This is a genomic window from Flavobacterium notoginsengisoli (assembly GCF_014207905.1).
GTDB classification, from domain to species: Bacteria; Bacteroidota; Bacteroidia; order Flavobacteriales; family Flavobacteriaceae; genus Flavobacterium; species Flavobacterium notoginsengisoli_A.
The window spans coordinates 980,917-994,266 of sequence record NZ_JACHLB010000001.1 but is presented as its reverse complement, the minus strand read 5'-3'; the positions used below and the strand labels follow the sequence as shown (position 1 = coordinate 994,266).

General features: G+C 32.3%; 15 protein-coding genes. 13 read left to right on the top strand and 2 right to left on the bottom strand.

Annotated features, from left to right (window positions below; genetic code table 11):
• Window positions 1–35 precede the first annotated feature (35 nt).
• The 8 genes from HNP35_RS04310 to HNP35_RS04275 all read left to right on the top strand — a co-directional run bounded on the left by HNP35_RS04310 (window position 36) and on the right by HNP35_RS04275 (window position 7,370).
• Complete coding sequence (locus tag HNP35_RS04310) at window positions 36–1,697, top strand: alpha-amylase family glycosyl hydrolase (RefSeq protein ID WP_184158102.1); 1,662 nt, start codon at window positions 36–38, stop codon at window positions 1,695–1,697.
• 180 nt (window positions 1,698–1,877) lie between these two features.
• Window positions 1,878–2,555, top strand: a complete 678-nt coding sequence (locus tag HNP35_RS04305; protein ID WP_184158104.1) for a glycerophosphodiester phosphodiesterase — start codon at window positions 1,878–1,880, stop codon at window positions 2,553–2,555.
• A 110-nt stretch (window positions 2,556–2,665) separates the two neighbouring features.
• Window positions 2,666–3,874 (top strand): NAD(P)/FAD-dependent oxidoreductase, encoded by a 1,209-nt coding sequence (locus tag HNP35_RS04300; protein WP_184158106.1) that lies wholly within the window; start codon window positions 2,666–2,668, stop codon window positions 3,872–3,874.
• A 4-nt stretch (window positions 3,875–3,878) separates the two neighbouring features.
• Window positions 3,879–4,526 (top strand): HAD family hydrolase, encoded by a 648-nt coding sequence (locus HNP35_RS04295; protein ID WP_184158108.1) that lies wholly within the window; start codon window positions 3,879–3,881, stop codon window positions 4,524–4,526.
• Between the two features lie 3 nt (window positions 4,527–4,529).
• A complete protein-coding gene (locus HNP35_RS04290) occupies window positions 4,530–5,102 on the top strand; it encodes a Crp/Fnr family transcriptional regulator (protein ID WP_184158110.1) in 573 nt (190 codons plus the stop codon).
• A 61-nt stretch (window positions 5,103–5,163) separates the two neighbouring features.
• The gene (locus HNP35_RS04285; RefSeq protein ID WP_184158112.1) at window positions 5,164–5,841 is read left to right on the top strand and encodes an MBL fold metallo-hydrolase; all 678 of its coding nucleotides are present in this window, start codon (window positions 5,164–5,166) and stop codon (window positions 5,839–5,841) included.
• Window positions 5,842–5,914: 73 nt separating this feature from the next.
• Entirely contained in the window at window positions 5,915–6,637 is a 723-nt protein-coding gene (locus HNP35_RS04280; protein ID WP_184158114.1) for a hypothetical protein, read from the top strand.
• A 10-nt stretch (window positions 6,638–6,647) separates the two neighbouring features.
• Entirely contained in the window at window positions 6,648–7,370 is a 723-nt protein-coding gene (locus HNP35_RS04275) for a hypothetical protein (RefSeq protein WP_184158115.1), read from the top strand.
• Here HNP35_RS04275 and HNP35_RS04270 read toward each other — a convergent pair.
• Both HNP35_RS04270 and HNP35_RS04265 read right to left on the bottom strand, forming a co-directional pair.
• Window positions 7,354–8,331 carry a tetratricopeptide repeat protein gene (locus tag HNP35_RS04270; RefSeq protein ID WP_184158117.1) on the bottom strand — a complete coding sequence of 326 codons (978 nt, stop codon included), beginning with the start codon at window positions 8,329–8,331 and terminating at the stop codon, window positions 7,354–7,356. The two genes, HNP35_RS04275 and HNP35_RS04270, sit on opposite strands and share 17 nt — an antisense overlap.
• 88 nt (window positions 8,332–8,419) lie before the next feature.
• Complete coding sequence (locus HNP35_RS04265; protein ID WP_184158119.1) at window positions 8,420–8,896, bottom strand: TspO/MBR family protein; 477 nt, start codon at window positions 8,894–8,896, stop codon at window positions 8,420–8,422.
• A 152-nt stretch (window positions 8,897–9,048) separates the two neighbouring features.
• Between HNP35_RS04265 and HNP35_RS04260 the strand changes: the two genes are divergently transcribed.
• The 5 genes from HNP35_RS04260 to HNP35_RS04240 all read left to right on the top strand — a co-directional run bounded on the left by HNP35_RS04260 (window position 9,049) and on the right by HNP35_RS04240 (window position 13,160).
• Window positions 9,049–10,140 carry a diphosphomevalonate/mevalonate 3,5-bisphosphate decarboxylase family protein gene (locus HNP35_RS04260; RefSeq protein WP_184158121.1) on the top strand — a complete coding sequence of 364 codons (1,092 nt, stop codon included), beginning with the start codon at window positions 9,049–9,051 and terminating at the stop codon, window positions 10,138–10,140.
• A gap of 26 nt (window positions 10,141–10,166) precedes the next feature.
• Window positions 10,167–10,517 (top strand): four helix bundle protein, encoded by a 351-nt coding sequence (locus tag HNP35_RS04255; protein ID WP_184158123.1) that lies wholly within the window; start codon window positions 10,167–10,169, stop codon window positions 10,515–10,517.
• 30 nt (window positions 10,518–10,547) lie between these two features.
• Window positions 10,548–11,486, top strand: a complete 939-nt coding sequence (locus tag HNP35_RS04250; RefSeq protein ID WP_184158125.1) for a mevalonate kinase family protein — start codon at window positions 10,548–10,550, stop codon at window positions 11,484–11,486.
• Window positions 11,487–11,551: 65 nt separating this feature from the next.
• Entirely contained in the window at window positions 11,552–12,142 is a 591-nt protein-coding gene (locus HNP35_RS04245; protein ID WP_184158127.1) for a DUF502 domain-containing protein, read from the top strand.
• A 61-nt stretch (window positions 12,143–12,203) separates the two neighbouring features.
• Complete coding sequence (locus HNP35_RS04240) at window positions 12,204–13,160, top strand: geranylgeranylglycerol-phosphate geranylgeranyltransferase (protein WP_184158129.1); 957 nt, start codon at window positions 12,204–12,206, stop codon at window positions 13,158–13,160.
• The last annotated feature ends 190 nt before the right edge of the window (window positions 13,161–13,350 follow it).

The window sequence follows — 13,350 nt, the reverse complement described above, 5'->3', positions numbered from 1 at the left end:
AACTTTATTATAAATCTTCGTTAAATTTGAAATAAATGAAAAAATACACTTTCCTTTTTTTATCTTTAGTATTCATAATTACGGGTTGTTCTGGCTCAAAATCAGTTACAATGAATGATACTTCAAAAACACCTTTCGTTTGGGAAGGAGCAAATGTTTATTTTTTACTTACAGATCGTTTTTACAACGGAGATACTTCCAACGACGTCAATTTTAACCGAACCAAAACTCCAGGAAAACTCCGCGGATTTGAAGGCGGTGACATTATAGGAATCACAAAAAAAATAGAATCAGGATATTTTGAAAAACTAGGAATAAATGCCATTTGGCTTACGCCGATTGTCGAACAGATTCACGATGGCGTTGATGAAGGAACCGGATTGAGTTACGGTTTTCACGGTTATTGGGCAAAAGACTGGACAGCTCTTGATCCCAATTTCGGAACCAAAGAAGATTTAGCCAATTTGGTAAAAAAAGCACACGAAAAAGGCATCAGAATAATTTTAGATGGTGTAATCAATCATACCGGACCAGTAACTCCGGAAGATCCTGTTTGGCCTTCTGATTGGGTGAGAACTGGCGTGGTCTGCGATTACAAATCGTTTGAAAACACAACGATGTGTACTTTAGTAGAAAATCTTCCAGACGTAAGAACTGAAAGCGTTCAGGAAGTTGAACTGCCTCCTTTCTTAATCGAAAAATGGAAAAAAGAAGGCCGTTACGAAAAAGAAATCGCTTCATTAGATGAATTTTTCAAAAGAACAGGCTATCCAAGAACACCAAAATATTATATCATAAAATGGCTTACCGATTATATTGTAGAATTTGGAATTGACGGTTATCGTGCCGATACGGTAAAACATACCGAAGAAGGTGTCTGGGCTGATTTTAAAAAAGAATGTGAATACGCTTTTGAAACTTGGAAAAAACATCATCCGATGCAGGTTTTAGACCAGAATCCGTTTTACACTATTGCAGAAGTTTACGGTTACGGAATTAGTGGTGGTCAGGATTATGATTTTGGAGATCGAAAAGTAAATTATTTTCAAAATGGTTTCAACAGCATGATCAATTTTGAGTTTAAATGGAATGCGGGTCAAAACGATTATGAAGGTTTATTTTCGAAATATTCAAATGCTTTAAATAATGAATTAAAAGGCTATTCTGTCCTTAATTATATGTCTTCACACGACGACGGACAACCGTTTGATGCCAATAGAACAAAAAGCATCGAAACAGCCAATAAACTATTACTTTCTCCGGGAATGTCTCAGGTTTATTACGGAGACGAATCGGCAAGATCTTTAGTTGTTGAAGGCACTCAGGGCGATGCAACTTTACGTTCGAATATGAATTGGGACGATATTCAGAACAATCCAGAAACTCAGAAAACACTTTTACATTGGCAGAAATTAGGTCAGTTTAGACGAAATCATCCTGCCGTTGGTGCTGGTATTCATAAATTGATTAATCCATATCCTTATACTTTTTCGAGAACCTTTACTCAAGGTACTTTTACAGATAAAGTAGTTATGGGAGTAGATTTACCAAAAGGCAGAAAAGAACTTCCGGTTGGCGACGTCTTTCCAAATGGAACGAAACTAAAAGACACTTATTCAAATCAGGAAGTTGAAGTAATTGATGGAAAAGTGATTATCGACAATGATTTTGATATAGTTTTATTGGAAATTATTTAACCGCAAGGAACGCTAAGATTTACGCGATGTTCGCTATGTTTTTTTTAGCCACGAATTCACGAATTATTTTTTTACAATCTTTGAGAATAAAAATTCGTGAATTCGTGGCTATTTAATTTTCACAAATCATTGCGTTCTTTGCGTAAAACTTTGCGACCTTTGCGGTTAAACTCGCAACAGATGCTCAAGATCGCACATAGAGGCGCCAAAGCCTACGAACCTGAAAATACTTTACAAGCCTTTCAAAAAGCCTTAGACCTAAATTCAGACGGAATTGAACTCGACGTTCATTTGAGCGCTGATGGGCATATAATAGTAATTCACGATGAAACCATCGATAGAACAACTAATGGAAAAGGAGAAGTAAACACTTTTACTTTAGCAGAATTAAAATCGTTTTTGATTGATGGAAAATACCAGATTCCAACTCTAAATGAAATTTTTGATTTGGTTGATAAAAAATGTCTAATCAATATCGAATTAAAAGGTTTAGGAACTGCTCCAAAAGTTGTGGCTTTAATTGAAGAATATATTGCAGTAAAAAACTGGAAATACGAGGATTTTATCATTTCAAGTTTCGATTGGAATATGTTGGAAGAAACATCAAAACTAAATCCAAAAATTCCAATTGGTATTTTAACCGAAGAAGATATTGAAACCGCTTTGGCTTTCGCCGAAAAAATAAAAGCAAAAGCCATTCATCCCGATTTTCAGTTATTAAACGCTGAAAATGTGAGCGAAATGCAAAAAAAAGGTTTTCTAGTTTTACCATGGACAGTAAACAGCGAAGAAGACATTCAAAAAGTAAAAAGTTATAAAGTAAACGGAATTATCTCTGATAATCCAGACAAAATATAAAGTTTAAATAGCCACGAATTCACGAATTTTTATTCTCAAAGATTGTAAAAAATAATTCGTGAATTGCTTCGCCCGTTCGCTATCGCTCGGGTCGTGGCTAACAAAAAAATATGATCAAAAATTTCGACATAATTATAGTTGGCGGAGGCGCAGCAGGTTTTTTTACTGCAATTAATATTGCAGAGAAAAATCCGAAACTGAAAATCGCCATTTTAGAAAGAGGAAAAGAAGTGCTTTCTAAAGTCCGCGTTTCTGGTGGTGGAAGATGTAACGTAACGCATGCTTGCTTTGAACCAAATGAACTGGTAAAATTTTATCCTCGGGGAGAAAAAGAACTTCGCGGGCCATTTCATCAATTCTGTTCGGGAGATACTATCGAATGGTTTGAAAAACACGGTGTAGAACTTAAAATTGAAGAAGATGGCAGAATGTTTCCTGTTTCCAATTCATCACAAACCATTATTGACTGTTTCTTAAAAGCAACAGAAAAGTTAGGCATAAAAGTCTTGACTGGACAAAGTGTACAATCGATTTTCAAAAAAGAAAATCATTGGAAAATTGATACTCAAACAGATAATTATGCTGCCGAAAAATTAGTAATGGCAACAGGAAGCAATCCTAAAATATGGGAAATGCTTCAAGAACATGGACACGCTATTGTAAGTCCCGTTCCTTCCCTATTTACTTTCAATATCAAAGATTCTAGAATCAAAGAATTGCCTGGTGTTGCAGCACAAGTAACGGTTCATGTAAAAGATACTAAACTAGAATCAACAGGGCCTTTATTGATTACGCATTGGGGAATGAGCGGACCGGCAATTCTAAAACTTTCGGCTTGGGGTGCGCGTATTCTGCATGATAAAAATTATCAATTTACCATTTTTGTAAATTGGCTAAATGATGTTGATTACGAAGATGCCGAAAAAATCCTAAAAGATTTAAAACAAGAACACGCTAAAAAAGCAGTTTCTAAAAAATCTCCTTTCGACTTCCCGAATCGTTTGTGGGAAAGTCTGGTGTTAGCTTCGGGAATTGATTCTGAAACCAAATGGGCAGATTTATCTAAAATTCAATTACAGAATCTAACTTCACAACTGACAAAAGCCGAATTTAAAGTCAACGGAAAAAGTACTTTCAAAGAAGAATTCGTAACCGCTGGCGGAATCGATTTAAAGGAAATCAATTTCAAAACCATGGAAAGCAAAATTCATGAAAACCTTTATTTTGCTGGTGAAATCGTAAATATAGACGCTATTACAGGCGGATTTAATTTTCAGAACGCCTGGACAAGCGGGTTTATTCTGGCTCAAAATATTTAATAGAATGAAATTTAAAGGAATTATATTTGATTTAGACGGAACTTTAGTCAACTCATTACACGACATTTCAGATGCGATGAATAAAGTACTTACTGCTTTAAATTATCCTACACATACTTACGACACTTATCAATATTTTATCGGAAGCGGTTTACGAAATTTGGTGAGCAAAGCATTGCCAGCCACAAACAATTCTGATGATGAAATTGAAAGCTGTTTTGAATGTATGGTCGATGAATACACTAAAATTTGTACGCTGAAAACAAAACCGTATGAAGGAATTGTAGAATTGTTAGAAAAACTAACTTCACAAAATATCAAAATGGCGGTTTTCTCCAATAAAGCCGATGAGTTAACTAAGAAAATTGCTCATGAATTATTTCCTGAACAATTTGATACAGCGGTCGGTTTAAGCACAGAAGAACTTAAAAAACCAAATCCGTTTGAAGCGATTGAAATCAGTAAAAAATGGAATTTAAAACCAGAAGAAATCCTTTTTGTAGGCGATTCTGATATTGATATGAAAACAGCTGTAAATGCGAATATGTTTCCTGTTGGCGTTACCTGGGGTTACAGAACCGAAGAAGAATTGAAAGCCAGCGGTGCAAAAACAGTTATTAATACTGCTTCAGAACTGATTGATATTTTATAAATCGTGAATCCTTCTTTACAAAAACAAATTATATCAATCGCTTCGTTTTCTGAAAATGAAATCGAAATGATCGATTCTTGTTTTGAATACGAAAGTTTTACTGCCAAAGAATTTCTTTCTGAAATGGGAAAAATCAGCAGTAAAATCTTTTTTATTGTTCAAGGTTTAGCCCGCGTTTATTATTTGAAAGACGGAAAAGAAATTACAACTTATTTAAGCTCTGATGAAGGTTTTATCGCTTCTTATTCTAGTTTTATAAATCAATCCGTTTCTTTTGAAAATATTCAATGTATTGAAGATTGTGAAGTGCTTTCGATCACTTTCGAAAAAATGCAGTTTCTGTATAACGAAATTCCAAATTGGGAACGTGTCGGGAGAATTCTAGCTGAACAGAATTACCTTTGCATGGCCGACAGAGTTTTAAAACTGCAAATGATTCCAGGAAAAGAAAAATATCAGACTTTTTTAGCTTCGGCTCCAGCCAAAATAATTCAGCGAACACCTTTAATTTATATCGCTTCTTTTCTCGGAATTACACCCGAGTCTTTGAGCAGAATTCGTCAGGACATTTCTTAACATTTATCAAGTGAGTTGAGAAACGGAATTCAAATCTTTGTCAAAATAAAATTTGAAAAAGATGAAAAATATTGCCCAAGACGTTTACCAAATTCCTTTATTTCCAAGAAATGCTATTAATTGTTATTTGATCGAAGATGTTTTAATTGATGCCGGAATTCGAAGTTCATCAAATACCATTTTAAAAGCTTTAAAAGGTAAAATCGTAAATAAACACGCCTTAACACACGCTCATGCCGATCATCAGGGAAGCAGTAAAATTATCTGTGAAACCTTAAATATTCCGCTGTTATGTAGTGAACCTGAAAAAGAATTTGCCGAAAACGGAAATGTGATTATAGAGTATCCAAATCCCAATCATATTATTTCGAAATTTCAGAAAAACTTCTGGGCAGGAAAAGGACATCTTATTTCTCAAACTTTAAAAGAGGGCGATCAAATTGGAGGATTTACCGTTATTGAAACCCCAGGACATTCTAGCGGTCATTTGTCTTTTTTCAGAGAAAAAGACGGTGTTTTAATTGTTGGCGATGTGATGACAAATATGAATCTGTTAACTACAAAAGTTGGTTTACATGAACCTCCGAATTTATTTACAGCCGATAAAGAAACCAATCGAAAATCGATTATCAAACTGGCATCATTAAAACCCAAAATATTATGCTTTGGTCATGGACCTGTTTTAATGAATAATGGTGAAATGGAAAAGTTTATTCAAAAACTCAAACAAATTTATTAACAAGAATTTACATATTCTGTAGGTTTTCGTTAAGACTATTCTAATAATTTTACTCTCAACTAATTAATCCTATATGAGAGTAAAATTACTTACCACAATTTCTATTTTCACTTACCAATTAAGTTTTTCTCAAACAGATAAACTACTTCATGGAAAAGTTCTTTCACAGAATGTCCCGCTTAATAAGGTCGAAGTAATTAATAAAACGGCCAAAACCAGCACAAGAACAAATGAACATGGCGAGTTTTCAATTCTGGTTCGACCAAAAGATAGTCTGTTGTTTTTCTCTAAAGATTATTTCTTTAAAAGGATGAAAATTTCACAGGAAAATATTGATCAGAACAATATTATCGTAAATATGATTCTGAAACCCGAAGAACTCGATGAAGTTTTAATTACGGAGATAAAATTTCCTAAAGTTAGCGCAGCTGACGAAAATTCTACAGTAATACCAAGGCCCCCAATATCTAATCCTGGCGTTTATTCTGGTGGTATTGCAAACGGAGCAGATTTGCTTGCTATATTCAGTTTGTTTAGAAAAAAGGATAAAAAAATAAAAGCTATTAAATTCAAAGAATTAGATTTTAAACAATTGGCTGAGGCAACAGTTCCATTAGATTTTTTTACGAATGACTTAAAAATAAATTCTGAAGAAAAAGATTTGTTTTTACAATTCTGCGATGCCGATCCTCAAGCTAAAGAACTTGCAAAACGGAAAAACTTACTTTACACTATGGACTTTTTAAACACTAAAAACAAAGAATTCAAGAAACTAAGTTCTGAAATCAAAAACTAAAAGCCCTTAAATGAAAGTAAAACTACTCACAACCATTTCTTTTTTCACTTATCAACTTTCAATTTCTCAAACCGAAAAAGTATTGAACGGAAAAGTTCTTTCTCAAGACATTCCGCTTAACAAAGTTGAAGTAATTAATAAAACTGCCCAAACTAGTACGAGAACAAATGAATTGGGAGAATTTTCAATTTTGGTAAAAGAGAAAGACAGTTTATTATTTTTTTCAAAGGATTTCTTATTTACAAGATTGAAGCTGACTTTGAAAGATTTAGAAAAAAATTATCTGATTGTTGAAATGACACCAAAAGCCGAAGAATTGGAGAATGTTTTAGTTTCTAGATCTGTTTTTAATAAAACTCAAATTAAAAACATCGCCAATAATAAGGAAGAAATAAATAAGATTATAGTTAGAAAGAAATTTGACGAAGTAGCTTCAAAAGTTAATGTTTATGATGGTAAAATTAAAAATGGATTAGATTTTAGTTATCCCATTTTTGATAAACCGAAGAAAAAAATTGAGCCTCGTGACGATAGTTTTAAGAAAGTTATAAATGCATCAATTTCTCCAGATTTTTTCATTAAAAACTTAAAAATAAAACCAGAAGAAAAAGAACTATTTATAAAATTCTGTGATGCCGATCCGAAATCTAAAACACTTTTAGTAAAACCAAATATTTTAGAATTAATGGATTTTTTATATGCTAAAAATGAAGAATTTAAGAGGTTGGAGTAACTCTTTTCAACTTCTTCCATTTTATAAACATTACGACAAAAGCAATTAATATTATAAAAAGTATGGTAGACAAAATGATCAAACTGGTTTCTAATTGATAAACATAATCTAAATCAATTCCTTTTTTAGTTTCTCTAAGAGATTTCAGTTTCGTACCAAACTCTATCGTTTTTTGTTTATAATATGCCGCTTTGCCTTGAGCACTAAAGATCATTCTTGCAACAATCAAATCATTATCAAAACCATAAACTCTTGCCTTATTATAAATTCGAAGTGCATTTTCATGCTCTCCAATTAGCTGTACAAGATTTCCTAATTCAAAAAGCAAAATAGAAATAATTTTATCCTTTGGTTCAATAAATGAAATTCTTTCATTTACCTGATAATAAACCTCTTTTGCTAATTTTTCAATCTCTTCTTTAGATAATTTAGTCTCAGGAGTAGCAGCAGTTCCAAAATTAGTATTAATCAAAAATTGCCCCGTTACATCGGTTAGTTTTTTAATTTTAGCTTCTAAAATTTTCAAATGCAACCATTCAGAACCATTATGCGATTCTGGATTAATTTCGATTGATTTTTTGATCCAGTCATAGGCTTTTTGGTTTTCTCCCATTAACTCATACAGAGTTCCAAGATTTGATGCAGTAGAATATCGATTAGGTTTTATCTTTTCAATATTCAAATAGAGATTTTCGGCTTCATTATACTTCCCTAATAAAATTAAAAGATATCCTTTATCAGACAAGTAATCAAGATCGTTTGTTTTTTTATATAGACCTTCAAGTTCTTTTATTACTGCGGGATATTCTTTAGGAAAAAAATTATGGCCTTGAGGAACTAATCCGCGATGGTCCATGTAAGCTATAAATTCATTTTTAAGAATTTTCGTGTCACCATTCAAACAAGCAAAACTTTTAAATGAAATTAAAATCAACGCAACAAGAACTAGAAATCTATTCATAAACTAAAATGTATTGATTAAACCTGAAATAAAGAAAAACCTGAAACCTGACTCGAAGCTTTAGCTGAACAGACGAAGCAAACAAAAACTATTTATTCAACCACCAAATACTGGCATTTAAAACCGTTGCAAACCCTACCCAAGCCAAATAAGGAATTAGTAAATAGCCTGAAATTTTATTGATTTTAATGAATTTTAAATACGTTTCGTAAATCATCAACCATAAAAGAACAATTTCGATTAAAGCCAACATCGGATTTTTTAATCCAAAAAATAAATAAGACCAAATCGAGTTTAAAATCAACTGAATTATAAAAAATAGCAATGCTTTTTTAACTTCTTCAGTCTGTTCTTTTATTTTATCCCAAACCAATGCCGCAGCAACTGCCATAAAAATATAAAGAATTGTCCAAACTGGCATAAAAATCCAGTTCGGCGGATTAAAAACTGGTTTTTCTAGCGTTACATACCAAGTTTCAATACTTGGTTTTGTTACTACTCCTGCAGAATAACCTACTGTTAGACAAATTACTAAAGCTATAGCGATTTTTACGAACTTATTCATTTTATTACATTTTGAATTCAAAAATAGTCAAAAGAAAAGTTTAAACCATATAAGTGATATAAGTTCATTTTAGAAAAGCTTGCTTATATTTTCTTATATAACTTATATGGTGGAAAAATGAAAAAGTTATCTTTGCCAAAATTTTATAATTCATGTTTACAGCAGCCGATTTTATTCCAAATAAATATACTTCAACAATCGAAAACGGAAACTTTGAGTGGAGCGCTCCAAGTAATATTGCCTTAGTAAAATATTGGGGTAAAAAAGACAATCAGATTCCAGCAAATCCTTCGGTTAGTTTTACTTTGAACAATTGTAAAACTATTACAAAATTGGCTTTCTCTAAAAAAGAAAATCAGGAGAGTTTTTCATTTGATTTACTTTTTGAAGGAAAACCAAAAGAAGATTTCAAACCAAAAATCCAGAAGTTTTTAGAACGAGTTGAAGTTTATCTGCCGTTTTTAAAAGATTATCATTTTACAATTGATACTCAAAATACATTTCCTCACAGTTCAGGAATTGCATCTTCGGCATCTGGAATGGCGGCTTTGGCAATGAATTTTATGAGTTTAGAAAGAAAACTGAATCCAGAAATGACAGATGATTATTTCTATCAAAAAGCATCTTTTTTAGCTCGTTTAGGTTCAGGAAGTGCTTGTAGAAGTGTGAAAGGAGAAATGGTAGTTTGGGGAAATCAGGCCAATATTGAAGGAAGTTCAGACTTGTTTGGGGTTGAATATCCGTATGCAATTCATGACAATTTCAAGAATTATCAAGACACTATTTTATTGGTTGATAAAGGCGAAAAACAAGTTTCGAGTACAGTTGGACACGATTTAATGCACAATCATCCGTATGCAGAAAGACGTTTTGCACAAGCGCACGAAAATTTGGATAAATTAATTGCCATTTTTGAAAATGGAAATCTAGACGAATTCATCAAAGTTGTAGAAAGTGAAGCATTGACTTTACACGCTATGATGATGACTTCGATGCCATATTATATTTTGATGAAACCGAACACGCTTCAAATCATCAATGCAATTTGGAAATTCAGACAAGAAACCCAAATTCCTGTATGTTTCACATTGGATGCGGGCGCAAATGTACATGTGCTTTATCCCGAAAACGTTACAGAAAAAGTATTACAATTTATTCAGGACGAATTAGTTGTATTTTGTCAGAATCGTCAGTACATTTGCGACAAAATTGGAAGTGGCGCATTATTAATTGACAATTGTTAATTGTTAATTAATAATTGATTAAATTTATGGAGAGAAAAAACGTTATTAAAGAAAAGTCTTTTGCTTTTGCAATTGAAGTAGTTAATCTTTATAAAGTTTTAGCAGAAAAGAAAGAGTTTGTTTTATCAAGACAAATGTTGCGATCAGGAACATCGATTGGAGCAAATATCAGAGAGGCTGAACATGCTCAAAGCAAAGCAGATTTTATTCATAAATTATCTATTTCATTAAAAGAAGCAAATGAAACTGAATATTGGTTAGAGTTGCTACATGAAACAAAATATCTATCAGAGATAGATTTTCAGAATATTAAACCAAAAATAACAGAGTTATTACGATTGTTGACAAGCATTGTAAAAACTTCGAAAAACATATAATTATCAATTGTTAATTATCAATTTTCAATTATGAAAGGACCATTATTTTATTCAAAAATATTACTTTTTGGAGAGTACGGAATTATTCGTGATTCAAAAGGGCTTGCTATTCCTTATAACTTTTACAATGGCGCTTTAAAAAAGTCTGAAGAGCCTTCAGACGAAGCTATTGCATCAAATAAAAGTTTGAGAAGTTTTGCTTCTTACCTTGAAGTTTTACAAACACAGCAGCCAGATTTGGTTACTTTCGATTTAGAAAGTCTTAAAAATGATGTAGAAACCGGAATGTATTTCGATTCTAGTATTCCGCAAGGATACGGAGTTGGAAGCAGTGGTGCACTTGTTGCTGCGATTTATGATAAATATGCTGCTAACAAAATTACGGTTTTAGAAAATCTGACACGCGAAAAGCTATTACACTTAAAAAATATATTTTCTCAAATGGAAAGCTTTTTCCACGGAAAAAGCTCTGGTTTAGATCCGCTAAACAGCTATTTGAGTATTCCGATTTTAATCAATTCTAAAGACAATATCCAGACTACTGGTATTCCGACTCAAAGCGTTGACGGAAAAGGCGCTGTATTTTTATTAGATTCTGGAATTGTAGGAGAAACTGCTCCAATGATTAGCATTTTCATGGAAAGCTTAAAAGATAAAGGTTTCCGTGCTATGCTTAAAAATCAATTTGTAAAATACACCGATATCTGTATCGACAACTTTTTGCATGGTGATATGAAGTCTTTGATTGGTAATACTAAAAAACTTTCTAAAGTTGTTTTAAATAACTTCAAGCCAATGATTCCGGAACAGTTTCATGCAATCTGGCAACAGGGAATTGATACCAACGATTACTACCTAAAACTTTGTGGTTCTGGCGGAGGCGGTTATATTCTTGGTTTTACTGAAGATTTAGAGCGTGCAAAAGCTTCTCTGAAAGATTATAAATTAGAAGTTGTTTATCAATTTTAATTCCTTAAATCCGCAAATTATTTGAGTAGATCTTTCTAAGTTTTCATCCTAAAAAGTTATTTATTATGAAAAGTATTTTTAAAATAATCAAAGCAACTTTTTTAGGAGGAATTCTATTCTTAGCGCCTTTGGTGGTATTGCTTGTTATTCTTGAAAAAGGATACGGTATTATTCAAAAAGTCACTATTCCTCTGGTAAATAATCTCCCCAGAGTTCATGTTTTAGGAATTGCACTTCAGGAACTTGTCGGAATATTAATTATTATTCTGGTTTGTTTTATAGCTGGTTTATTGGCAAGAACTTCAAAAGCAAAAATGCTGATTCAAAAATTAGAAGACGGCATTTTAAGTTTTGTTCCTGGTTATTCCTTTATGAAAAGCATTAATGAAAACATTATGGGACTAGAATCTAAAGAAGACTTAAAAGTAATTCTGGTTCCTACTGACGCTGGCTGGCAATTTGCTTTTTTAATAGAACAGATTGACGAAAACAATTTTACGGTTTTTGTTCCAGATGCCCCAAATCCGTGGAGCGGATCTGTGGTTTTTGTAGAGAAAAAAGATATTAGGGAAATCGAAATGACTCAAAAACAAGCTTTGGCGTGCATTAGAAAATTAGGATTTGGCTCTAAAGAATTGTTAAAAAACAAACTCTAAATTTTTAAAACCAAAAATATCTTTTAACTTCCCTTATCTAAACCTCTACAAACTATAATTTATGTTAAGCAGACAGCACAAACTTTTAATAATGAAAATTGTTAGTCTGTTTTCTGTGGTTAGAGGTTACAATATTCCAATTATCGTTTTAGCCCAATATTTATCGGCAATTTTTATATTGGCTCCAGAAATTAGAGCGTTAGATATCTTACTTGATTTTTATTTATTTCTAATTGTCTTTGCTTCGGCTATTACAATTGCTTCGGGTTATATTATCAATAATTTTTATGATAGTCAGAAAGATTTAATAAACAGACCCAATAAATCTATGCTGGACCGTTTAATTAGCCAGAAAACTAAATTGACGGTTTATTTCTGCTTAAACTTTTTAGCTGTTTTAATGGCTTCTATCGTTTCTTGGCGTGCTTTTTTATTCTTTTCTGCCTACATTTTCTTGATTTGGTTTTATTCTCACAAAATAAAAAAATACCCGATTATTGGAAATTTAATGTCGGCATTGCTTGCTGTAACTCCGTTTTTTGCAATTCTATTGTATTTCTACAATAAGATTTCGTTTGAAGACATCGAGAATCATATGAGTCATTTTGTGGTAATTTCTGCTCATGCTGTCTTCTTGTTTTTGCTTTTGCTGATTCGTGAAATGATAAAGGATTTAGAAAATCTAAAAGGTGATTTAGTGACAAATTATAGAACGATTCCAGTAATTTATGGGGAAAAAATATCGAAACAAATTATTACTGCTTTGACTATTTCGACCATATTTCCCGTTTACATTTTAGTTAATGTTTATGACGTTGGCTACATGGATATCTATTTTTATGTTTGTTTTGGAGTTTTACTGTTCTTCCTTATTTTTCTATGGAAATCTGATTCTAAAGAGCAATTTTTAAAACTTCATAATCTTCTGAAATTCCTGATTGTTTCTGGGGTTTTCTGCATTGTTCTGATCAATCCTAGTGTTTTGTGGCACGGAAGAGAATTGATTTCTAACTACTAAAGTTTTTTTGTTTCACGCAGATTTAGCAGATTTTTTCTTTGTGAATTGATGCAATTTTTAAAAATTATGGTAATGCTAAATATTTAAAAGAAGCCAATTGTTTGAATTCTAGCCCCGATTGAAGTGGAAATCTTTTTATTTTTTTCTTTAAAAAAAATAAAAAATTGAAACGGAAAGCGGGAATCCATGC

Bases quoted from the DNA above. Each gene is read 5' to 3' on its own strand.
- HNP35_RS04300 (WP_184158106.1), top strand. From the start codon at position 2,666: ATGATCAAAAATTTCGACATAATTATAGTTGGCGGAGGCGCAGCAGGT.
- HNP35_RS04270 (WP_184158117.1), bottom strand. From the start codon at position 8,331: ATGAATAGATTTCTAGTTCTTGTTGCGTTGATTTTAATTTCATTTAAA.
- HNP35_RS04305 (WP_184158104.1), top strand. From the start codon at position 1,878: ATGCTCAAGATCGCACATAGAGGCGCCAAAGCCTACGAACCTGAAAAT.
- HNP35_RS04240 (WP_184158129.1), top strand. From the start codon at position 12,204: ATGTTAAGCAGACAGCACAAACTTTTAATAATGAAAATTGTTAGTCTG.
- HNP35_RS04295 (WP_184158108.1), top strand. From the start codon at position 3,879: ATGAAATTTAAAGGAATTATATTTGATTTAGACGGAACTTTAGTCAAC.
- HNP35_RS04245 (WP_184158127.1), top strand. From the start codon at position 11,552: ATGAAAAGTATTTTTAAAATAATCAAAGCAACTTTTTTAGGAGGAATT.
- HNP35_RS04310 (WP_184158102.1), top strand. From the start codon at position 36: ATGAAAAAATACACTTTCCTTTTTTTATCTTTAGTATTCATAATTACG.
- HNP35_RS04285 (WP_184158112.1), top strand. From the start codon at position 5,164: ATGAAAAATATTGCCCAAGACGTTTACCAAATTCCTTTATTTCCAAGA.
- HNP35_RS04250 (WP_184158125.1), top strand. From the start codon at position 10,548: ATGAAAGGACCATTATTTTATTCAAAAATATTACTTTTTGGAGAGTAC.
- HNP35_RS04260 (WP_184158121.1), top strand. From the start codon at position 9,049: ATGTTTACAGCAGCCGATTTTATTCCAAATAAATATACTTCAACAATC.
- HNP35_RS04265 (WP_184158119.1), bottom strand. From the start codon at position 8,896: ATGAATAAGTTCGTAAAAATCGCTATAGCTTTAGTAATTTGTCTAACA.
- HNP35_RS04275 (WP_184158115.1), top strand. From the start codon at position 6,648: ATGAAAGTAAAACTACTCACAACCATTTCTTTTTTCACTTATCAACTT.
- HNP35_RS04280 (WP_184158114.1), top strand. From the start codon at position 5,915: ATGAGAGTAAAATTACTTACCACAATTTCTATTTTCACTTACCAATTA.
- HNP35_RS04255 (WP_184158123.1), top strand. From the start codon at position 10,167: ATGGAGAGAAAAAACGTTATTAAAGAAAAGTCTTTTGCTTTTGCAATT.